The organism is Kibdelosporangium aridum (assembly GCF_900176515.1).
Taxonomy (GTDB): domain Bacteria; phylum Actinomycetota; class Actinomycetes; order Mycobacteriales; family Pseudonocardiaceae; genus Kibdelosporangium; species Kibdelosporangium aridum.
Genome location: NZ_FWXV01000002.1, coordinates 419,740 through 439,510, shown reverse-complemented (window position 1 = coordinate 439,510; position 19,771 = coordinate 419,740). Strand labels below are relative to the sequence as shown.

The window sequence follows — 19,771 nt, the reverse complement described above, 5'->3', positions numbered from 1 at the left end:
GGGAACCCGAAATGCGTAAGAAGACTTTCTTTGGCTCCGTTGCTCTGGGAATCGCGGGCTTGGTGCTGGCGGCGCCGCTGGCCAATGCCTCGGGCATCAAAGGATCGCTCGGTTTTGACAAGAACCCGGTGAAGCCCGGTGACTTCGTCGGCATGATCGGCGACTGCAACGCACCCGGATTCACCACGGAGAAGGTGCAGTCCCCGGTTCTCGAGCCTTTCGAGGTGTACCTCAAGGACGACGGTGTCGGCGGAATGACGCTCAACGGCTACGGCGAGGTCAAGAAGAACGCCAAACCGGGCACCTACCCGGTCTCCTACCAGTGCGGCACGGTCCGTGTGACCGCGAACCTCACTGTCATCGCAGGTGACAAGGCTCCGACGGCCACCGAGAAGCCGAAGCCCAAGCCCGCAACGCCGAAGACCGGTACGCCGAAGCCCGCTCCGGCCAAGGAGGCTCAGGTCGAGGTGAAGCCGAAGGGCGCGGCGGACACCGGCGAAGGCGGCGACGTGGTCGTCAACGCCGCGCCAGACGCGCAGGAATCGAATGTGGGGTGCGTACGCGTTGGGTGGAGCCGGTCTGCTGGCGGCTGGTGGCGCGGGTGCTTTCTTCTTGCGTCGTCGTTCGCGCGCCTGAAGATCCTGAAAGCGTAGGTGGCTTTGCCCTGGGGAGGGGCAAAGCCACCTTTTGTATGTCCGGCTCCGGAAGTCCTGAGATTTTCGCAAGAAATCAGTGCAACCGCTCGGTCTCCGGCACGTCTTACAGGGGGAAGGATCGGGGGACACGAAATGCGGAAATGGCTTGGTAGCGCGGTCGTCGCGTTGGCGTTGGTGCTGGGGGCATGTTCGGGGGAGCATGAAGCAACGCCGCCGCCGGTGAATTCTGTTCCGTCTCAGGGGACGCAGACAGACCAGGCGGTGACCGCGCTGCCGGCCTCGGTGCCGACCCAGATCTCGATTCCGAAGATCGGTGCGCAGTCCTCGTTGATCGCGCTCGGCTTGAACCCGGATCAGACGGTCGAAGTCCCGCCGGTGACGCAGCCGATGCAAGCGGGCTGGTACGACAAGGCGCCGACACCAGGGGAGCTTGGTCCCGCGATCATCCTCGGCCACGTCGACGGCAACCACAAACCGGGAATCTTCTACCGTCTCAAGGAAATGGCGGCAGGCGACGAGATCCTCGTGACCCGAACCGACGGAACGAAAGCGAAATTCCTCGTCGACCGCGTCAAGCAGGTGTCCAAGAGCGAGTTCCCGACCGACGAGGTCTACGGCGACACAACGAAACCGGAACTGCGGCTGATCACCTGCGGCGGAGTGTTCGACAAAGACGCCCGCAGCTACAAGGACAACATCATCGTGTTCGCCAGCCTGGTCCCCAGCACGACCTGAGCTGCCCCGGCGAACGTCCACACCACACAAACAGCCCCAAGACAGCCCCCGCCCATCCCAAGGGGGTGGGGACGCCCCGAGCGTCAATTTTACCGGGGGGATGGGAGCTGGGGTGGGGGATCAAGGGAGATGTCGGTGCGAACGGTCCGTTCGCACCGACATCACCTTTTCGGGCTACTTGCGGCGGGTCAGTCTGTCACCCAGTCGAAGGTCTTGGTGACGGCCTTCTTCCACTCCGCGTACAGGGATTCGCGCTTGGCTTCGTCCAAAGCGGGTTCCCATTGCTTGTCCTGTGCCCAGTTGTTGCGGATGTCGTCTTCTCCGGACCAGAAGCCGACCGCCAGGCCTGCGGCGTACGCGGCGCCCAGTGCGGTTGTCTCGGCGACCACCGGGCGGATCACCGGTACGTTCAGGATGTCCGCCTGGAACTGCATCAACAGTTCGTTGGCGACCATGCCGCCGTCGACCTTCAACGCTGTCAACGGTACGCCGGAGTCGGCGTTCATCGCGTCGATGACTTCGCGGGACTGGAATGCCGTTGCTTCAAGCACCGCGCGGGCCAAGTGTCCTTTGTTGACGAACCGGGTCAGGCCGACGATCGCGCCGCGGGCGTCGGAACGCCAGTACGGCGCGAACAATCCCGAGAACGCGGGCACGAAGTAGCAGCCGCCGTTGTCCTCGACCTGCCGGGCGTGTTCCTCGATCTCCGCCGCAGTGGTGATCATGCCTAGGTTGTCGCGGATCCACTGCACCAGGGAACCCGTTACGGCGATGGAGCCTTCGAGTGCGTAGACCGTGTCGTTTGATCCGATCTTGTAGCAGACCGTTGTCAACAGGCCGTTCTCGCTCATCACCTTTTCGGTTCCGGTGTTGAGCAGGACGAAGTTTCCTGTGCCGTAGGTGTTCTTGGCTTCACCCGGGGACAGGCAGGCCTGACCGAACGTCGCCGCCTGCTGGTCACCGAGGATTCCCGCGATCGGCACGCCCGCCAGCGCGCCCTTCTCCCGGACGTGGCCGTAGACCTCCGAAGAGGACTTGATCTCCGGCAGCATCGACAGCGGAATGCCCATCTCCGAGGCGATTTCCGCGTCCCACTGCAGTGTGTCCAGGTCCATCAGCATTGTGCGGGACGCGTTTGTCGGGTCCGTCACATGCACGCCGCCCTCGGGGCCGCCGGTCATGTTCCACAGCACCCACGTGTCCATGTTGCCGAACAGCAGTTCGCCGTTCTCCGCCCGCGAGCGTGCACCGTCCACATTGTCCAGAATCCAGCGGATCTTCGGGCCGGAGAAGTACGTCGCCAGCGGCAGGCCCGTCTTGGCGCGGTAACGCTCCTGGCCGTCGCCCAGCGCCCCCAGCTCGTTGACGATCTTGTCGGTGCGGGTGTCCTGCCAGACAATCGCGTTGTAGACCGGCTTCCCGGTCTTCTTGTCCCACACCACGGCGGTTTCGCGCTGGTTGGTGATCCCCACCGCCGCTATGTCCGAGACGTGCAGATCCGCCTTGGCGACCGCTCCGGCCGCCACTTCGCGGGTGTTGCGCCAGACCTCCTCCGGGTCGTGTTCGACCCACCCGGCCTTGGGGAAGATCTGCTCGTGTTCCTTCTGGTCGACCGAAACCACCCGGCCGTCATGACTGAAGATCATGCACCGGGTGGACGTTGTGCCCTGGTCGATCGCGGCCACGTACTGGGCCATGGTGAGCGTTCCTTTCCTAGACAGGCAGTACGAGGTACAGCAGACCTGCGAGCAGCGCGCCGATCAGCGGACCGACGACCGGCACCCACGAGTATCCCCAGTCTGCGCTGGCCTTGCCGCGAATCGGCAGCAGCGCGTACGCGATCCGTGGGCCCAGGTCACGCGCCGGGTTGATGGCGTAGCCAGTCGGGCCACCGAGCGACGTACCGATCACCAGCACGACGAACGCGACACCCGCGTATCCCAGCGCGGAGTTGCCGAACTGTGGCACGCCGTCGGCGCCGACCTTGATCGCCGGGCTCAGCAGGATCCAGCCGACGAGCACGAACGTGCCGATCACCTCGGTGATCGTGTTCCACAGTGGATTGCGCACGGTCGGCGCCGTGCAGAAGATCCCCCGGGTGTTCTCCGGCTCGGGATGGCTGTCGAACTGCAGTTTGTACGTCGCCCAGCACAGTGCCGCACCGATGATCGCGCCGACCATCTGCGCGAGGACGTAGATCGGGACGTCCGCCCACGACACCTTGTCGGTGATCGCGAGTCCCAGCGTGACCGCCGGGTTGAGGTGCGCCCCGCTCGGCGCGGCGATGCTCGCGCCGGTGAACACGGCGAACGCCCAGCCGATGTTCACGAAGAGGAATCCGGTGCCGCTACCGAGCGTGTCTCTCAAAACGGTGTTGGCCACCACGCCGTTGCCAAGCAGGATCAGTACGGCGGTACCCAGCATCTCCCAGACGAATATCTCGCCCGCGCCCATCGCCACCTCCAACGTTCGGCCACACGGACCTGGGCAGAGAAGCGAAGCCCCCAATGGCAACGCTGCCATACCCTCAGTGAGCAGCGACGTTAGTGCGCGCTAACACCGATGTCCATGATCCGAACGACGCAATCCTTCTCACGTGTCCGCACGGCGCGATCCTCCGCGGTTGGCGGTAGCGTGAGGGACGAGCAGTGCAATCGAGTCGGGCATGCAGTTGATTCGGCAGGGAGGCGTTACGTGGCCAGCCGGAAGCCAAGGCAGCCAGTCCGCACCATCGACCCGGTGACCGTCCCAGGCCGCCTGGGACCGGCCGAACGCGAGGATTCCTGGCGCAGGCTTGGTGAGGAAACGTTCGACCTGGTCGTGATCGGTGGCGGTGTGGTCGGCGCGGGTACCGCGCTGGACGCCGCGACACGTGGCCTGCGAGTGGCCCTTGTGGAGGCACGCGACCTGGCGTCGGGCACGTCGAGCCGGTCGTCGAAGTTGTTCCACGGCGGCTTGCGCTATCTGGAACAGCTCGAGTTCGGACTGGTCCGCGAGGCGCTGCGGGAACGGGAGCTGATGCTCACCAGGATCGCTCCGCACCTGGTGAAACCCGTCTCGTTCCTGTACCCGTTGACGCGCCGCGTCTGGGAGCGGCCGTACACCGCGGCCGGACTGTTCCTTTACGACACGATGGGTGGCGCGCGATCCGTTCCCGGTCAGAAACACCTGACCAGGGCAGGGGCACTACGCATGGTGCCCGCGTTGAAGCGCGACGCCCTCATCGGCGGCATCCGTTACTTCGACGCGCAGTCCGACGATGCGCGTCACACCATGACCGTGGCGAGGACAGCGGCCCACTATGGCGCCGTTGTGCGGACGTCCACGCAGGTCATCGGCATGGTCCGGGAAGCCGATCGGATTTCCGGCGTCCGCGTCCGTGACGTCGAGGACGGCCGCGAGACCGAGATCAAGGCCAACGCGGTGATCAACGCGACCGGTGTGTGGACCGACGAGCTGCAGCGCCTGTCCGGCAGCCGCGGCCGGTTCCGTGTACGGGCCAGCAAAGGTGTGCACATCGTGGTGCCGCGTGACCGGATCGTGTCGGAGTCCGGGCTGATCCTGCGCACAGAGAAATCAGTGCTGTTCGTGATCCCCTGGGGAAGTCACTGGATCGTGGGAACCACCGACACGGACTGGAACCTCGACCTGGCCCACCCGGCGGCGACCAAAGCCGACATCGACTACATCCTCGAGCACGTCAACACGGTGCTCGCGACGCCGTTGACGCAGGACGACATCGAAGGCGTCTACGCGGGACTGCGGCCGTTGCTGGCCGGGGAAAGCGAAGAGACCTCGAAGCTCTCCCGCGAACACGCCGTTGCCCGGGTCGCCCCGGGTTTCGTGGCGATCGCGGGTGGCAAGTACACGACCTACCGCGTGATGGCCGCGGACGCGGTGGACGCGGCCGCGGTCGATCTGCCTGGCCGGATTCAACCGTCCATTACGGACAAAGTGCCGCTGCTCGGCGCCGACGGCTACCACGCGCTGGTCAACCAGGCCGATCAGCTGGCCGCGAAGGCAGGCGTGCACCCCTATCGTGTGCGGCATCTGCTCAACCGGTACGGCTCGATGATCCACCAGCTGCTGGCGTTGGCGGAGAACCGGCCGGAGTTGCTCAAGCCGCTGACCGCCGCCCCGGACTACCTGCAGGTCGAGGTGGTGTACGCGACCAGCCACGAAGGCGCGCTGCACCTGGAGGACGTGCTGGCCCGGCGGACACGGATCTCCATCGAGTACGCCCACCGAGGCGTGGACGCGGCCGAGCAAGTGGCCGCGTTGATGGCCGAGATCCTCGGCTGGGACGAGGCGGCCATGAAGCGCGAGGTCGAGCTGTACACCGCGCGTGTGCAAGCCGAGCGCGACTCGCAAACCCAGCCGAATGACGAGGCAGCGGACGCGTTGCGGTCCAAGGCGCCCGAGGCCCGTGCGCAGATCACCGAGCCGGTCAGCTGAGGCCTCTGACGCTTTCGTTGTACAGCTCGGTCAGGTGCTGCAGGAGTCGTTTGTGGTCGGCGGGTGAGATGGTGGTCCACGCCTCCCCGCCGCCGGATTCCTTGCGCACCTGGAGGTAGCGCCCGGCTTCGGTGTCGAAGAAGCTGATCACCCGGGAGGTGCGGATCCGGCGGCCCCACTTGTCCCTGGCCGCGGCGCCGAACTGGCCTTGCTGGATCACGTCGCCGATCATCTCACGCAACGTCTCCGCGTCCTGCTGGCGCAAACCGTTGCGGCGCAACGCGGCCTCGAACTCCCTCGGTGCCTTCGCCTCCTGTGCCGCGTTCTCGAAATCCTTGGTGGGCAACGTGACTGAGTATCCCGGTCCGGCCTTTTCCTGCGGCAGCACGGACAACGCGTGCCTGGGCAACCCGTATCCGTCCGCGCGGCGGAAGATCAACCGGTCGCTTTCCTGAATCGCCAGCACACCTGCTTCGCCATCGGCTGCCGCGAGCAGACGGACACTTCGCCCCAGCCACAACCTCCCATCCACCTCGCGTTGTGGCCGGGAGATGAGGCGCAGCAGGCCGGCCAGCTGTGGGTCGAGGCTGATCCGCCTGCCCAGGCCCTTGGCTTCCAGCGACCGCCAGGCGCGGTCGACCAGTTGCGCCCGTTCTGTATTGGTCTGGCCTGGTGAGGGCACTTTCAGGATGAGTGGCATGTCGCCGAGGTCGAGGTGCTCCCACAGCACGTCGAACTCCAGCGGCGTCAGGGTGATCGGCTCGCCAAGGCCGCTCGCGTCAAGTCCGGTGTCGAACATCGTCATGGACGATACGGCCCGTTTCCGATCACGGGTGGGGGAACCTCGGCGTCGGCGCCTTCGACACGCTCAGTTATCTTGCCCACTTCACTCCAGTCACGCCTGCGTTTGGGAGGTTCGACTGCGTCATCGGCCCACCGAGAGGGATTCAACGGCTCACCGAGCCGTCTGGCCGTGGATCGTTCGGTGCCGCTGCCGGTTGTTGCAGCCGCTGGTGCGACTGGCGCGATCGGATGCGCGTCATAGGGAACGGGCGCACGGGCCGGTGTCCGCCGAATGGACGAACCGCGTTGCGGCGGAAGGGCAGCGGCCGTCGAACCACTGCTGTTGCCTAAGGACTCACCGCCGAATGGACGGGCTCGGACCTCAGGTTCATCCGTTACCAGGCCAAGGAATTCAGCAGAAGCAAGGGAAACCGTCTGTGCTGGGGCGGCCGCGACTGGCCCTGCCATGGCTGCGACAGACTCGGGCAACGACCCGATGGCGCCACGCTGACTGTCGTACTTGCCGATCGGAACTCCGGATGTGTCAACGATTTCGTCGAAACGGCTCAGGCCGCCAGTTGTCGCCGTGGTGTCGTTCTGATACGTCTGCATGACTTCGTGTGCCGTCCGTGCGGCTTCTGAAGTCGCTCGTTCGACCGGCTCATGATCGGTCTGCGCCGCCAGCAGCTGCGTGGCCGCCACGGCCGCCGGATCTGGCTGCAGAGAAAGGGTTTCACCAGGCTTCGGCATGGCCGCCCTGGCCTTGCTGATGTGATCGGCTTGCTGTTCCACGCTGGACTTCATGCTGCTGGCGTTCGCGCCGACCCGGCCGGCCCACGCTGCGACATCGCCGAGCTGCGCGAAGGCCGATGTGGCGGACGAACCCTGCCATTCGCCCTGCGCGTCGGCGATGACCTTGGTCAGATCCTGGTGGATCGTCGCGAACATCGAAGCCATGTCCGTCCACCGCTGCGCGGGCACCGCCGACGCGGAAGCCCCGGGACCACTGTGCAGCTGGGCGTACAACTCGGCATGGCTGAACCCACGCCACCGAGTGATGTCCTCGTACGTCATTGCCCGCTCCGCATTGTCGCGTCCTTGTCGTGCTCCGTCTGCTGATACTGCCCGGCGGACACGGAAAGCTTGGCGACGAGCGAGTCCAACGCCGCCCGGTAAACCTGAAGAGCTTGCAGCGCACTGGATTGCTCATCCAGGGCGCGCGCGTTGAACCGTTCGGCCGCGTACGCGCTGACCGAATCGCCCGCCCACGCAGTCACCCGCAGTTCGCCCTTCGCGAGCTCGATCTGCCGGTCCACCTTGGCCAACGCGTCCGCGAAGGCGGTGTGTAATCGGGGCAGGACCTGGGGGTCGAACTGGAATCCGTTCTCGGCCACGCCGTCACCCTCCCTGTCGACTCGCGAAGACCAACGTGCCCGTCTGCCAAGCGGTTCACGACGTTGGCGAAACCGCAACCCAATGGAGTAACCGAGTCCCGTCCAGCATGGTCTCGCCGACCAGCTTGAACCCGCACTTCTCCGCGACACGAAGGGAAGCGGTGTTGTCGGCGTCGTGCTGATACCCGATCTTCGCAAGACCGAGAGCACCGAACCCGAACCGGACAGCGGCGCCCAGAGCAGTGCTGGCCACCCCCCGACCTCGATGATCGGGATGAGTCCAGCACGCGGCCTGCGGATCACCCGAATCGAGCTCCCGCAGATCGACCTCACCCAGTAACGCCCCAGTCGTCGGCTCAGCGACAGCCCAGGAACACCGCACATCCCGCGCCCACTCATCGGCCCGACGCGCGACATAGGCACCGGCGTCCGCCAAATCCCCGATGCGGTAGTCCGACACCCACCGCTTCATCTCGGGATCCTCGAACGCACGAACGATCGCAGGCCGGTCGTCGAGCAGATCATCCGCCCGCAACGCACGCAGGTAGTACCCGCCTGCGTTGATCTCGATGGGCTCCATATCAAGAACGTTAGCGCGCCCCACCGACAATCCTGGTCGGCAGAACTCCCCACGCCGTCGGCCGCGCCTTGGGGCCGGTCTGGCGTAGCGATTGGGCAACAAAAGGCGGGATCGTCGGACCAGGCAGATAGGTTCACCAGGTGCGGCTGCCCTGGAGGAGCGCCCCTCGTGCGGCGTTGAGCAGTCCTGTGACCGTCATTGTGGGGGTGGTGACAGGGCTTGTCCTGGCGTTCGTGGCAGCGGCGACCGTCTTCTACACGTCGGCGTCGGGTTCCGCGGCGACTCAATACGCGGTCGACCACCGTTGCCGGACGGAAAACGGCGTCCAGCTGACGGTGTCCAACGCTGATGTGGTCGCTGACGACGCGAAGATCCGTCAGATCGCCCAGCGATATGGCGGCGAGGCGGCCAGGACCAGGACATACGTCACCCGCGGACCGCTCGACCCGGTGCGGTTGATCAGCCGCGACCGTGCGTTCGACCACGTTGAGGTGCTCAAAGGCGGCTCACGGGACGGGGTATGGCTGCCACACAACGTCGCCGACCAGTTCAAGCTGAACCCTGGCGACACGATCCAGCTCGCCGGCAGGCCTGTGCCAGTCGGTGCCGTGTATCGCAAAGTGGCCGACCCGGCGCCGGAGTTCTGGTGCGGTGACCGGAGCCTGGTGGCGCCGTCACCGCACGCAGGTGCCAACGGTCCGCCTCAGCCGCTGTTGGTGTCGTCGACGTTGTTGGACGAGCTGGTCCAGATGGGCGGACTCGTCCCGGCCGGCACGCGCGTGGACGTGTACACGACCAGGCCGTTGCAGACTCGCACGCAGATGGACGAGTGGGCCGCCGCGACCGCGCGGATGACGCCGGAACTCACCGCCGCGTTGACCGGCAAGCCCGCGATCAAGGATTACGCCGCGTTGAGCGCGAAGACCGCCGAGCGGACGCAGGAAACAGTCGGCCGCGCGGTGTTGCCGTTGACGCTGGTCAGCGTCATCGCCGGATTGCTCGGTGTGGTCGGCCTTGCGGCGCAATGGGTGCAACGCCGGGGCGCCGAAGTTCGTCTGTTGTGGACACGAGGAGTCAGTCCACAAGCGATCGGCGGCAAAGCCGTGCTGGAAATGGGTGGCCCGCTACTGGCAGGCGCGACGCTGGGCTGGGCCACTGCGTGGGTGACGAGTCCGCTGCTCGCGCCGGCCACCCAACTCGACCCCTGGGCGCCTGGCCGCGCGGCGCTGCTAGCCGCTGGAACATGGCTCGTCGCACTCCTGGTGCTCGGGACCGTGACAACGCTCAGAGTCGTTGAGCGCAAACCCGAAGCGGCCTTCCTGAAGAAGGTCCCGTGGGAGGTGCTCGCCGGCGGCGCCGCGGTGGTGATCTGGCTGACCGGCGCCGAACACGCCGTCGAAGTGGATGCCGGCGAGCTGTTGCCTCAGGTCAGCCTCGCCGCGCTGGCGTTCCCGCTGCTGACCATCGTGTTCCTGGTCGGCGTCGTCGCCAGGCTGGCCGGGTTTCTTTCCAGGGAAAGCCATCGGCTACGAGGGTGGCGTAACCCGACCGTCCTCTGGGCACTCAGAAGAACTGCGGCCCAACGGAAAGTAGTGGTCGCGCTGCTTGGTGTCGCCGGGTTGGCGATCGGCGTGATCGCGGCCGGTGTCGGTGTCGCGAGCACCGCCCGAGAGTCCCTTGAGGACAAGAGCTGGATGCGGGTCGGCAGTGACCACGCCATCAGCCTGGTGGGCACTTCGTCGCCGACCTTCGACGTGCCCGCGGAGCTGCACGCCACCAGAATCGCCTTCACCCAGCTGTACATCGAAGGCAACATCGGCGCGCGCATCCTCTTGGTCGATCCCAAGACGTTCGCCGACGGCGGCCGGTGGCGTGACCGGTGGGCGGACACCAGCCTGAGCGATCTGATGGCAGCGCTGGAAAAGCCGCAGCCTGACGGCACGATCCCGGTGATCGTGGCCGGGCAGTACCCGCTGAACGAGTTCATCAGTCCAGCCGAATACTTCAAGAACATGCGCACGGTCGCCACGGTCCCGAGTTTCCCGGCGATGGGGCAGTTCGAGGGAATGCTGATCACGTCATGGCAATGGCTGGCGCAGAGCGAGCGCCGAGGGTTCGTGCAGCAGATCCTCACCACCGAGAACCCTGAACGCGCGGTGCAGGTGCTCAACGCGGCAGGTGAGACGACCGGTCCGGTGCTTGAGGCGAAAACCGCGACCGAGCATTTGCCCTTCCTTGTCGTAGCTTGGATCTTCGCGTTTTTCGTAGTGCTTGGGTTCGCGCTCGCTGCCGTCGCGGTCGTCACCCTGCTTGTATCCGTCGAGACCAGACGAAGGTCCACGGCCGTCGCACACGCGTTGCTCGCGAGAATGGGCCTACGATCAAGAGCTTTGCTGGCAACACATTTGGTCGAGTTGGCCATCCTCGCGGGCACAGCCACCGCGGTCGGTGTCGGTGGCGGTTGGTTTGTCCTCGAAATGGTCACGCAACGGCTCGACCCATATCCCGCGCTCGCGCCGGTTCCGCAACCGGCGAGCCTGCAAGGAGTCGGCCTGATGACGTCGACAGTGGCCATTGTGGGAGTCGTGCTGGTCGCCGGATACGCCGTGCGCGCCGCGAAACGCGCCAAAGTGAGGGAGTTGCTCCGTGCCTGACGTGGTGTACTCCGTGCGCGATGTCGTGCACCGCTACCGCACGCCATCCGGCGAGGTCACAGCGGTCAACCAGGCGACGTTCGACATCCCAGCCGACGGGTTGACCGTACTGGCAGGGCCTTCCGGATCCGGAAAGTCCACATTGCTCAGACTGCTGGGCATGCTCGAACGCCCGACTGTCGGCGAACTGACCTTGCACGGCAACGACACCACGAAGCTGACCGAGCGCTCCCGCCGGGCGCTCAGGCGCAAGGTGCACCTGATCTTCCAGGATCCGGTCGACAACCTGTTCGGCTACCTGACTGTCCGGCAGAACCTGAAAGCCGCGGCGGAGCTGGCCGCGGCGAAGGACCCGGACATCGGCATGCTTGACCGCCTGGGCCTGCCAGGCACGGCGGACTGGGCGATCAGCGCGCTTTCCGGTGGCCAGCAGCAACGCCTCGCGTTCCTGACCGCCTTGGCGGCCAACGCGAAGGTCGTACTGGCTGACGAGCCGACGTCCCAATTGGACGCCAAGTCCGCCCGCCTGGTCATCGAGACCATGCAGGACTTGGTGAATCTCGGGGTGACAGTGGTGGCCGCGTCACACGACGACGCCGTGCTGGACGTGGCCGCACGGGTCTACCGGTTGGGGGACAGATGACCACACTGCTGAGTGTTTCCGGTGTGTCCCGCAGGTTCAGCACCGACGTGCTGACCGACGTCGGCCTGGAACTCAAGGCAGGCGAACTGGTCACGATGGTCGGCCGGTCCGGCTCGGGCAAGAGCGCTTTGCTGGCGCTGCTGGCCGGGTTCGATCAGCCGGATACCGGCTCCATCGACATCACGGGCCTGCCGGCCGCGTCATCGCCGCCGTGGTCCACGATGGCCGTGCTGCCACAGAGTTTCGGCCTGCTCGACGAGCTGACGCTGGAGGAAAACGTCGCCTCGCCGATGCTGTTCAGCGGTGGCGAGGCCGGCGAAGCCATGGCCACCGCCGCCGAACTGCTGACCAGGCTGGGCATCGGCGAGCTCACCCGGCGTTATCCCGCCGAGGTTTCCATCGGCCAGCGGCAACGGGTGGCGCTGGCGCGTGCGGTCGCCGGGAAGCCGAAGGTCCTGCTGGCCGACGAACCCACCGCACACCTCGACCACGCCACGATCGAACTCGCCGTCCAACTCCTCCTGGACTTCGTCCACGACGGCAGCGCCTGCCTCGTCGCGACGCACGACCCGGCGCTCACCGCGCGGGCACACCGCCGGCTGCAGCTGGTCGACGGACGGCTGACTGAAGATCAGTAATGCCCGCGGTGCCGCCGGTGCTGGTTCTTCCAGTGCTCACGCTGACGCCGCTGGGCCCGCCGTTCGTAGTGCCAGTCGGCGCCCCAGATCCGGGCTCCGGCGACCATCGCGAAGAACGGCAGGATGAAGATGAACGGCGTGCGGACGGCGAAGACGAACAACAACGCCGTCGCCACCCAGATCACCGGGATCATCGCGGCGTAGGCCCGTAACGCCGGGCGCGAACTGGCCCACCGCTGCAGCGGAGGCCCCGCTGGTGCGACGACCGGCTCCGGCGACTTGACCACGGGGACGAAGCTCGGTTTCGGCTCGGGCAGGTCCTTGAACAGCTCAAGGAGATCCCCGCGGGTCTTGGAAGCCGCGACACGTGCCGTGCGCTCGCCGTACTCGTCGATGTCGAGGCGCCCGGCACTCATGTGGTCACCCAACGCCTGCAGGGCTTCCTCCCGCTCGGCGTCTCCCACACGGATCTCCGGATCGTTCACACCACAATCGTACGGCCGCGAAGCTGAGAAAACCGATGACATCGGTCCTGTCTTGGCCACCCGCGCGCCTTCCGATCTCGGCAACGAACAACATCGTCACCCAGTTCCAATTCCAACCAGTTCGCGCTCCGGCACTGACAATGCCGGTCATCCATGTTATGGCCCCGACCAGATCGCGCCTGTTCAGGAGGCGATCGCCAGCACCACCACGATCAGGAACGCCGGGATCAGCGCCCACCACTCGCCGAGGATCGCGGTCACCGTGACGATCGCGGCGACTGAGAAGATCACGAACCCGATGATGATCGCCTTGGCGTTGCTGCTTTTGTCCTTCTCGATCAGCGGGCTGGCCTGCGCGGGCACCGGCACCGCGGTGGGCTTGGGCGTGGTCAGCGCCCGCATCGGGTTCGGCTCGGGCAAGTCCTCGAAGATCTCCGCCAGCTCGGCTCTTGTCTTGGCGGCGTTCGCGAGAGCGACGCGCTGGTCGTACTCCGAGACGTCGAGGCGGCCTTGCGTCATGTGCTCGGCCAACGCCCGGACGGCTTCCTCTCGTTCCGAGGTGCCGATCCGGACGTTGCCGTCACTCGGTGCCATGAAGCAATTGTAGAAACGTCAGTCCTTGATTTCACACAGGACGCTACCTTGCGTGACCGTTTCGCCGCTCGCGACAGCGAGGCCTGTGACAGTGCCGGCCTTGTGCGCGTTGACCGGGTTCTCCATCTTCATCGCTTCGAGAACCACGATGAGGTCACCGGCCTGGACCTGCTGGCCGTCCTCGACCGCGATCTTGACGATGGTGCCCTGCATCGGCGCGGCCACAGCGTCGCCGGAGACCGCCGCCGCGCCCTTCGTGCCACCGCGCTTACGGGGCTTGGCCTTGGCAGCAGCGCCTCCGCCGCCGGCGGGGGAAAGTGCCAGGTCACCGGGCAGTGAAACCTCGAGCCTGCGGCCGCCGACCTCGACCACGACGGTCTGCCGCGGTTCCTCTTCACCGATTTCACCCGGTGCGCTGAACGGTTCGATCTTGTTGTCGAACTCCGTCTCGATCCACCGGGTGTGCACCGTGAAGTCCTCGGCGAACGCGGGATCCCGCACGATCGCCTTGTGGAACGGCAGAACCGTGGCCATTCCCTCGACGACCATCTCGTCGAGCGCGCGGCGGGCGCGGCGCAGCGCCTCCTCGCGGGTCTCGCCGGTCACGATCAGCTTGGCCAGCAGCGAGTCGAACTGCCCGCCGATCACGGTCCCGGACTCGACGCCCGCGTCGACCCGGACACCGGGCCCGTCCGGCGCGATGAAGGTCGTGACCGTGCCGGGTGCGGGCAGGAAGTTGCGGCCGGCGTCCTCGCCGTTGATCCGGAACTCGAACGAGTGCCCGCGCGGCTCGGGGTCCTCGGAGAACCGCAGCTCCTGGCCGTCGGCGATGCGGAACTGCTCGCGGACCAGGTCGATGCCGGTGGTCTCCTCGCTGACCGGGTGCTCGACCTGCAGTCGGGTGTTGACCTCGAGGAACGAGATGGTGCCGTCCTGGCCGACCAGGAACTCGACCGTGCCCGCGCCGGAGTACCCGGCCTCCTTGCAGATGTCACGGGCCGCGGTGTGGATGGTCTTGCGCTGGTCCTCGTTGAGGAAAGGCGCGGGAGCCTCCTCCACCAGCTTCTGGTGGCGGCGCTGCAGCGAGCAGTCACGAGTGCCGACCACGATCACGTTGCCGTGCTGGTCGGCGAGCACCTGGGCTTCGACGTGCCGCGGCTTGTCCAGGTAGCGCTCGACGAAGCATTCGCCACGGCCGAACGCGGTGACTGCCTCGCGTACCGCCGAGTCGAACAGCTCGGGGATTTCCTCCATCGTGCGGGCCACTTTCAGGCCACGGCCGCCGCCACCGAACGCTGCCTTGATCGCGACCGGCAGGCCGTGTTCCTCGGCGAACGCGATGACCTCGGCAGGCCCGGCGACCGGGTCCTTGGTACCGGGTACGAGCGGCGCGCCCGCACGCGTGGCGATGTGCCGCGCGGTGACCTTGTCTCCCAGGTCACGGATGGCTTGCGGGGACGGCCCGATCCAGATCAGACCGGCGTCCAGGACGGCCTGCGCGAACTCGGCGTTCTCCGAAAGGAAGCCGTAGCCCGGGTGGACGGAGTCCGCGCCTGCGCGCTTGGCCACGTCCAGCACCTTCTCGAAGGAGAGGTACGACTCGCCCGGCGTGGAGCCACCGAGCGCGAACGCCTCGTCGGCCAGCCGGACGAAAGGTGCGTCTCGATCCGGGTCCGCGTACACGGCCACACTCGCCAGCCCGGCGTCCTTGCACGCCCTGATCACCCGTACGGCGATCTCTCCACGGTTGGCGATCAGTACCTTGTGCAGCGAAGCCAGATCACTCGCCCTGCCGATGCTCGACCCTGCGAGCAGGTCTTCAGAAGCCGACTCTGGCACGCCCCTGCCTCCTTGTGCGGAAATCCTGGTGCTCTTCGTCGCAGTTTAAGGCCAGCGGAGCCCGCCCAACTGCGAGCAAGGCCACGCTTCGACCCCTACTCTTTGAGGGGTGGGGTACGGGCGTTCAGTGACGGTCACCGCGTTGCTGTCCTTACTGGTGGCTGCCGGAGCTGTGGGCACGTCGGCCTATTTGCGCATGAAAAGCGATGAGGCAGCGATCGCGGCGACACCGACGTCCACGCCGTCACCTGCGCCGAGCTCGGAGTGGTGCAGGCACGAGCCGTGTTCGGTGGTCGACACGGCGACGCTGGGCAGCACCAAGATCGAGTTGATCGTCGACTCGGGTGGCCAGGGTGCGCGGTTGAAGGTCGGTGACGACCGGGTGTTCGAGTCGAGGTTGCCTGGTCGCGGCGCGACGCTGGGCCCGGACTCGCTCGACTGCGTGGCGTCGACGCTGTCGGCGTGCCTGGTCAAGGGCGACCTGGACACCGGCATGGTCGGCGAGGTGGTGGTCGGGCGGTCCGGCAAGTGGAACCTGATGACGCCGACGTACTTCTCCAGCGCCGACTACCTCAAGCTGACCCACATCCTCGGCGACCTCGCGCCCGAGGTGGTCACCGTGCAACGCGGCTTCTTCGCGCAGGTGTTCACGCTGGAAGGCGTCGATCTGGGGTGTACCGCGAACACCAGGCAGGACCGGCTGCCGGGCTGGCCGACGGAAGTCAAGCCCAGCCCGGCCCAGCTGCAACGGCCCTGCCCCAACTAGACAGTCCCAACTAGACGGTTCCAACTAGACGGCGACGGGGTCCTTCCGCTCGCCGTCGTCCAGCAGGTTCTCCTGCCGGGCGACCAGGACGGGCACGGTGATCTGACCGGCGACGTTGGTCGCCGTGCGCGCCATGTCCAGGATCGGGTCGATCGCGATCACGATGGCCAGGCCGGTCGCGGTCACCTCGGGCGGCAGGTTGATCGCACTCAGCGTGAGCGTGAGCATGGTAAACCAGCCGGTCGTGCCCGCGGTCGCCAGCGACCCGAACACGGCTACCGCGACGATGCCGATGTACTGCGCCACGCTCAGTTCGATCCCGGCCATGTTGGCGATGAAGACCGACGCCAACGCGGGGTAGAGCGCAGCGCAGCCGTCCATCTTGGTCGTCGTGCCCAGCGGCACCGCGAACCCGGCGTATCCGGGATCCACACCGAGGTCCACCGCGCTCTGCCTGCTCAACGGCAGTGTCGCGCCGGAGGAGCGGGACACGAACGCGAACTGCAGCGCGTTCCACGACCTGGCGAAGAACTGCCGCGGGTCGATCTTGCCGACGAACTTCAGCAGCAGCGGGTAGACCACGAACATGATCAGCGCCGCACCCAGGTAGACGGTCCAGACCAGGGAGAACAGCGGTGCGATGAACTGGTTTCCGTAGGTGGCGAACGCCTTGCCGATCAGGCCGAGCACGCCGATCGGGGCGAGCAGGATGATCCAGCCGAGCACCTTCTGGATCACGTCGAACACGGCCTGGTTGAACGTGGCGAACGGCTTGGCCCGGTCACCCAGCGCGTACGTGGCCGCGGCCACGATCAGCGCGAGGAAGACGACCTGCAGCACCTTGCCTTCGGTGAACGCTTCGAGGAAGTTGGCGGGCACCAGGCCCTGGATGAACGTCCACCAGTTGCCTGTCGCGCGGTCCTCGACCCTGGCGATGTTCGCCTCGGCCGGCGCGACCTGCACGCCGCTGCCCGGCTGGACGATCAGGCCGATCACGATGCCGAGCAGGACCGCGATCAGCGACGTGATCCCGAACCACAGCAGGGTTTTGCCGCCTAAGCGGGTCGCCGTTCGTGGTCCGCCGAGGCTGCGCAGGCTGTTGACACCGACGATGATCGCCGTGAACACCAACGGGATCACGGTGAACTGCAACAGGTTGGTGAAGACGGTCGAGATGGTGGTGAGCGTCTCCGACAGCCACTTGGCGCCGGAATCCTTGGCGATGAAACCGAGTACGGCGCCTGCGACGAGGGCACCGAGCGTGACGAAGCCGAAGACTTTGGGTTTGGTGTACGTACGGACAAAAGACATGGGTCACTCCGCGCGATGGGTCGTGGACAGGGCCTTTCAGAGCTGTCCGGTGCGACACATCGAGCTGGCGAGCCGGCCTTGGTCGAGGTAGCGACGTTGCGTCAGGAGCAGGGCACAACGCACTGTGACGGCCCCTTCCGGGTAGGCAACAGTGGTCTAGAACAGTTGGCTGACCGTCACATCTTCCGCAAAGTCCCAGGTTGTGACCAGGGTTACCAGAATGTGGTCACGCTGACGCCGACCTCGGCGAGCAGGCGGCGGGTCAGCGGCAGGCTGATCCCGATCACACTTCCGTGGTTGCCGTCGATCCCGTCGACGAACCAGGCACCCTTGCCGTCAATGGTGAACCCACCCGCGACGTTAAGCGGTTCACCGCTTGCGATGTACGCGTCGATCTCGGCTTCGGAAGGCTTGGCGAACCGGACCACGGTGCCTTCCCAGTCGCTGGCTTTCTTCGTGACCGCACCGTTTTCGACCAGGATCACCGCGTGCCCGGTCAGCAGCTCGCCGCTGTTGCCCGCCATCGCCGCCCAGCGTTGCTTGGCGCGTTCCGGTGTGCCTGGTTTGCCGAGGATCTCGCCGTTGATCGACAACATCGAGTCGCACGCCACGATCACGGCGTTCGGATCGGCCGTCGTCGCTGTGACGATTTCATTGGCAACGGCTTGTGCCTTGGCGCGAGCGAGCGCCGTCACGAGCTCCTGATGGCTCGCGCCGGGCAGGCTCGCGGTCACGGCGTCCTCGTCCACACCGGACACATGGACGAGCGGGTCGATTCCGGCCTGGCGCAGGACACCGAGCCGGGCGGGCGATGCGGAAGCGAGAATGAAACGCACACCGAAGGGTAACTAGTGTGCCGCGACCAGTTCCTTGCGCATCCGTGCCGCCGTGAACGCGGCGCCGAGCAGGACGAGCGCGGGCAGCAGCATCGTGATCCGGGCGGCTTCGAGCAGTTCTGTGGACGCGATCTGCATCAGCAGGCCCGCGGCCGCGCTGCCGAGTACGTTGCCGACCTGACGGGACATGTTGTAGATGCCCGCGCCCGCCCCGATCAGCGACGGCGCCAGGCCGGAGATGGTGGTACTGCTGAGCGGGCTGAAGATCGTCCCGATGCCGACTCCGCACAGCAACAACCCGGGCACCAGTGCCCAGGAATTCAGGCCAGGCTGGGCGATCACCGCGACACTGCCGATTCCGGCGGCGTAGGCGAGGAGCCCGACGATGATGATGTACTTGCCCTCGATCCGGTCGGACAGGCGGCCCGCGAAGGGTGCGAGGATCGCCGACACCACGGACATCGGGCCCATGAACAGTCCCGTTTCCAACGGGGTCATGCCCAGCACGGACTGCAGGTAGATCATCAGCGGGATGAACATGGCGGCCATCGCGAACCCGATCAGCACACCGGTGAGGCTGCCGAACGAGAAGGTCCGATTTTTGAACAGCCGCAACGGGAGCAACGGCTCGTTGGGGTTCTTGTGCTGCCACCACAGGAAGATCGCGATGAGCACGCCGCCGGTCGCCAGGACTGCGGCGATCGTCGTCCGGTCGTACAGCTCGCCGTTCTGGATCCCGAACACCACAGCGAAGAGCCCCAGCGAACTCAGCACGATCCCCGGGACGTCAAAGCGATGGCTGTGCCTCGGCTGCCAGTTCGGGACCAGCCAGAGCACCAGCGCGATGGCGATGATCCCGACGGGCACGTTGACGATGAAGATCCATTCCCAGCCCAGCGTTTCGGTGATCAACCCGCCGAGCACCGGCCCGGCGATCGTGGCCAGCCCGGCGACCGACCCCCACGCACCCATCGCCGCACCCCGATTGGTGGGAAACAGGTAGCTGATGAACGCCATGGACTGCGGGGTCAACGCCGCGGCACCCAGCCCCTGCACGGCCCTTGCCGCGATCAGATCTGGGGCGTCCTGAGCCAGACCGCACCACAGTGACGCCGCCGTGAAGATCACCAGGCCTGCCAGGTAGAGCCTGCGTGGCCCGAACCGGTCGCCGAGCCGGCCGGTGAGCAGCAGTGGAACCGCGAACGTCAGCAGGTAGACGCTGTTGACCCAGAACACCTCGTTCAAGGTGGCGGGCAAGCCGGTCATCAGGCTCGGCACCGCCACCTGAACGATCGTCGAGTCCAACAGGATCATGAAGAACCCGAAGCACAACGCGAACAACGCAGCCCAGCTCTTCTCCATTGCGTCAACCTAGGCAGGCGGGCGCAAGCTGGGCGCAACT

General features: G+C 66.2%; 19 protein-coding genes. 7 read left to right on the top strand and 12 right to left on the bottom strand.

Annotation, left to right across the window (positions count from 1 at the left end):
* Positions 1 to 11: 11 nt before the first annotated feature.
* Both B9C43_RS11440 and B9C43_RS11435 read left to right on the top strand, forming a co-directional pair.
* A complete protein-coding gene (locus tag B9C43_RS11440) occupies positions 12 to 653 on the top strand; it encodes a hypothetical protein (RefSeq protein WP_084426037.1) in 642 nt (213 codons plus the stop codon).
* Positions 654 to 788: 135 nt separating this feature from the next.
* On the top strand, positions 789 to 1,391 hold the full coding sequence (locus B9C43_RS11435; RefSeq protein ID WP_084426035.1) for a class F sortase: 603 nt from the start codon (positions 789 to 791) through the stop codon (positions 1,389 to 1,391).
* Positions 1,392 to 1,579: 188 nt separating this feature from the next.
* Here B9C43_RS11435 and glpK read toward each other — a convergent pair whose 3' ends face one another.
* Both glpK and B9C43_RS11425 read right to left on the bottom strand, forming a co-directional pair.
* Complete coding sequence (gene glpK / locus B9C43_RS11430) at positions 1,580 to 3,088, bottom strand: glycerol kinase GlpK (RefSeq protein WP_084426034.1); 1,509 nt, start codon at positions 3,086 to 3,088, stop codon at positions 1,580 to 1,582.
* A 16-nt stretch (positions 3,089 to 3,104) separates the two neighbouring features.
* Entirely contained in the window at positions 3,105 to 3,845 is a 741-nt protein-coding gene (locus B9C43_RS11425) for an MIP/aquaporin family protein (RefSeq protein WP_033388312.1), read from the bottom strand.
* 240 nt (positions 3,846 to 4,085) lie between these two features.
* Here B9C43_RS11425 and glpD point away from each other — a divergent pair, with 240 nt between their 5' ends.
* Positions 4,086 to 5,846, top strand: a complete 1,761-nt coding sequence (gene glpD / locus B9C43_RS11420) for a glycerol-3-phosphate dehydrogenase (RefSeq protein WP_084426032.1) — start codon at positions 4,086 to 4,088, stop codon at positions 5,844 to 5,846.
* On the opposite strand, the gene B9C43_RS11415 is transcribed toward glpD, so the two are convergent.
* Genes B9C43_RS11415 through B9C43_RS11400 form a run of 4 tightly spaced genes read right to left on the bottom strand, consistent with a single transcriptional unit; the run spans position 5,839 to position 8,603 of the window.
* Positions 5,839 to 6,645 carry an ESX secretion-associated protein EspG gene (locus B9C43_RS11415; RefSeq protein ID WP_327222219.1) on the bottom strand — a complete coding sequence of 269 codons (807 nt, stop codon included), beginning with the start codon at positions 6,643 to 6,645 and terminating at the stop codon, positions 5,839 to 5,841. The genes glpD and B9C43_RS11415 overlap by 8 nt on opposite strands.
* Before the next feature lie 2 nt (positions 6,646 to 6,647).
* On the bottom strand, positions 6,648 to 7,703 hold the full coding sequence (locus B9C43_RS11410) for a PPE domain-containing protein (RefSeq protein ID WP_084426029.1): 1,056 nt from the start codon (positions 7,701 to 7,703) through the stop codon (positions 6,648 to 6,650).
* Positions 7,700 to 8,023, bottom strand: a complete 324-nt coding sequence (locus B9C43_RS56670) for a PE domain-containing protein (RefSeq protein WP_084426027.1) — start codon at positions 8,021 to 8,023, stop codon at positions 7,700 to 7,702. The genes B9C43_RS11410 and B9C43_RS56670 overlap by 4 nt, the downstream gene beginning before the upstream one ends.
* A gap of 55 nt (positions 8,024 to 8,078) precedes the next feature.
* Positions 8,079 to 8,603 (bottom strand): GNAT family N-acetyltransferase, encoded by a 525-nt coding sequence (locus B9C43_RS11400; protein ID WP_084426024.1) that lies wholly within the window; start codon positions 8,601 to 8,603, stop codon positions 8,079 to 8,081.
* A gap of 188 nt (positions 8,604 to 8,791) precedes the next feature.
* On the opposite strand from B9C43_RS11400, the gene B9C43_RS11395 reads away from it, so the two are divergent.
* From B9C43_RS11395 to B9C43_RS11385, 3 genes are read left to right on the top strand one after another with little or no spacing between them, the layout of a single operon-like run.
* Positions 8,792 to 11,257 (top strand): ABC transporter permease family protein, encoded by a 2,466-nt coding sequence (locus B9C43_RS11395; protein WP_084426022.1) that lies wholly within the window; start codon positions 8,792 to 8,794, stop codon positions 11,255 to 11,257.
* The gene (locus B9C43_RS11390; RefSeq protein ID WP_084426020.1) at positions 11,250 to 11,900 is read left to right on the top strand and encodes an ABC transporter ATP-binding protein; all 651 of its coding nucleotides are present in this window, start codon (positions 11,250 to 11,252) and stop codon (positions 11,898 to 11,900) included. The genes B9C43_RS11395 and B9C43_RS11390 overlap by 8 nt, the downstream gene beginning before the upstream one ends.
* Positions 11,897 to 12,538 carry an ABC transporter ATP-binding protein gene (locus B9C43_RS11385; protein WP_084426018.1) on the top strand — a complete coding sequence of 214 codons (642 nt, stop codon included), beginning with the start codon at positions 11,897 to 11,899 and terminating at the stop codon, positions 12,536 to 12,538. Before B9C43_RS11390 ends, B9C43_RS11385 begins: the two co-directional genes overlap by 4 nt.
* Here the strand turns inward: B9C43_RS11385 and B9C43_RS11380 are convergent.
* The 3 genes from B9C43_RS11380 to B9C43_RS11370 form a co-directional block, all read right to left on the bottom strand.
* Complete coding sequence (locus B9C43_RS11380; protein WP_033388321.1) at positions 12,532 to 13,023, bottom strand: DUF1707 SHOCT-like domain-containing protein; 492 nt, start codon at positions 13,021 to 13,023, stop codon at positions 12,532 to 12,534. The two genes, B9C43_RS11385 and B9C43_RS11380, sit on opposite strands and share 7 nt — an antisense overlap.
* 183 nt (positions 13,024 to 13,206) lie before the next feature.
* A complete protein-coding gene (locus tag B9C43_RS11375) occupies positions 13,207 to 13,617 on the bottom strand; it encodes a DUF1707 SHOCT-like domain-containing protein (RefSeq protein ID WP_051896735.1) in 411 nt (136 codons plus the stop codon).
* An 18-nt stretch (positions 13,618 to 13,635) separates the two neighbouring features.
* Complete coding sequence (locus B9C43_RS11370) at positions 13,636 to 15,414, bottom strand: acetyl/propionyl/methylcrotonyl-CoA carboxylase subunit alpha (RefSeq protein ID WP_084428036.1); 1,779 nt, start codon at positions 15,412 to 15,414, stop codon at positions 13,636 to 13,638.
* A gap of 151 nt (positions 15,415 to 15,565) precedes the next feature.
* Between B9C43_RS11370 and B9C43_RS11365 the strand changes: the two genes are divergently transcribed.
* Complete coding sequence (locus B9C43_RS11365) at positions 15,566 to 16,222, top strand: hypothetical protein (protein WP_143446284.1); 657 nt, start codon at positions 15,566 to 15,568, stop codon at positions 16,220 to 16,222.
* A gap of 24 nt (positions 16,223 to 16,246) precedes the next feature.
* Here B9C43_RS11365 and B9C43_RS11360 read toward each other — a convergent pair whose 3' ends face one another.
* The 3 genes from B9C43_RS11360 to B9C43_RS11350 all read right to left on the bottom strand — a co-directional run bounded on the left by B9C43_RS11360 (position 16,247) and on the right by B9C43_RS11350 (position 19,731).
* Positions 16,247 to 17,533, bottom strand: coding sequence for a dicarboxylate/amino acid:cation symporter (locus tag B9C43_RS11360; RefSeq protein WP_084426013.1), 1,287 nt, complete (start codon positions 17,531 to 17,533; stop codon positions 16,247 to 16,249).
* Between the two features lie 212 nt (positions 17,534 to 17,745).
* The gene (locus B9C43_RS11355; protein WP_084426011.1) at positions 17,746 to 18,369 is read right to left on the bottom strand and encodes a Maf family protein; all 624 of its coding nucleotides are present in this window, start codon (positions 18,367 to 18,369) and stop codon (positions 17,746 to 17,748) included.
* A gap of 12 nt (positions 18,370 to 18,381) precedes the next feature.
* The gene (locus B9C43_RS11350) at positions 18,382 to 19,731 is read right to left on the bottom strand and encodes a DHA2 family efflux MFS transporter permease subunit (protein ID WP_084426009.1); all 1,350 of its coding nucleotides are present in this window, start codon (positions 19,729 to 19,731) and stop codon (positions 18,382 to 18,384) included.
* Positions 19,732 to 19,771: the final 40 nt, after the last annotated feature.

What these genes read in the sequence shown, in the direction of transcription:
- B9C43_RS11440 (WP_084426037.1), top strand. Translation starts at nt 12, where the DNA reads ATGCGTAAGAAGACTTTCTTTGGCTCCGTTGCTCTGGGAATCGCGGGC.
- B9C43_RS11435 (WP_084426035.1), top strand. Translation starts at nt 789, where the DNA reads ATGCGGAAATGGCTTGGTAGCGCGGTCGTCGCGTTGGCGTTGGTGCTG.
- glpK (WP_084426034.1), bottom strand. Translation starts at nt 3,088, where the DNA reads ATGGCCCAGTACGTGGCCGCGATCGACCAGGGCACAACGTCCACCCGG.
- B9C43_RS11425 (WP_033388312.1), bottom strand. Translation starts at nt 3,845, where the DNA reads ATGGGCGCGGGCGAGATATTCGTCTGGGAGATGCTGGGTACCGCCGTA.
- B9C43_RS11415 (WP_327222219.1), bottom strand. Translation starts at nt 6,645, where the DNA reads ATGTTCGACACCGGACTTGACGCGAGCGGCCTTGGCGAGCCGATCACC.
- B9C43_RS11410 (WP_084426029.1), bottom strand. Translation starts at nt 7,703, where the DNA reads ATGACGTACGAGGACATCACTCGGTGGCGTGGGTTCAGCCATGCCGAG.
- B9C43_RS11400 (WP_084426024.1), bottom strand. Translation starts at nt 8,603, where the DNA reads ATGGAGCCCATCGAGATCAACGCAGGCGGGTACTACCTGCGTGCGTTG.
- B9C43_RS11385 (WP_084426018.1), top strand. Translation starts at nt 11,897, where the DNA reads ATGACCACACTGCTGAGTGTTTCCGGTGTGTCCCGCAGGTTCAGCACC.
- B9C43_RS11375 (WP_051896735.1), bottom strand. Translation starts at nt 13,617, where the DNA reads ATGGCACCGAGTGACGGCAACGTCCGGATCGGCACCTCGGAACGAGAG.
- B9C43_RS11360 (WP_084426013.1), bottom strand. Translation starts at nt 17,533, where the DNA reads ATGTCTTTTGTCCGTACGTACACCAAACCCAAAGTCTTCGGCTTCGTC.
- B9C43_RS11350 (WP_084426009.1), bottom strand. Translation starts at nt 19,731, where the DNA reads ATGGAGAAGAGCTGGGCTGCGTTGTTCGCGTTGTGCTTCGGGTTCTTC.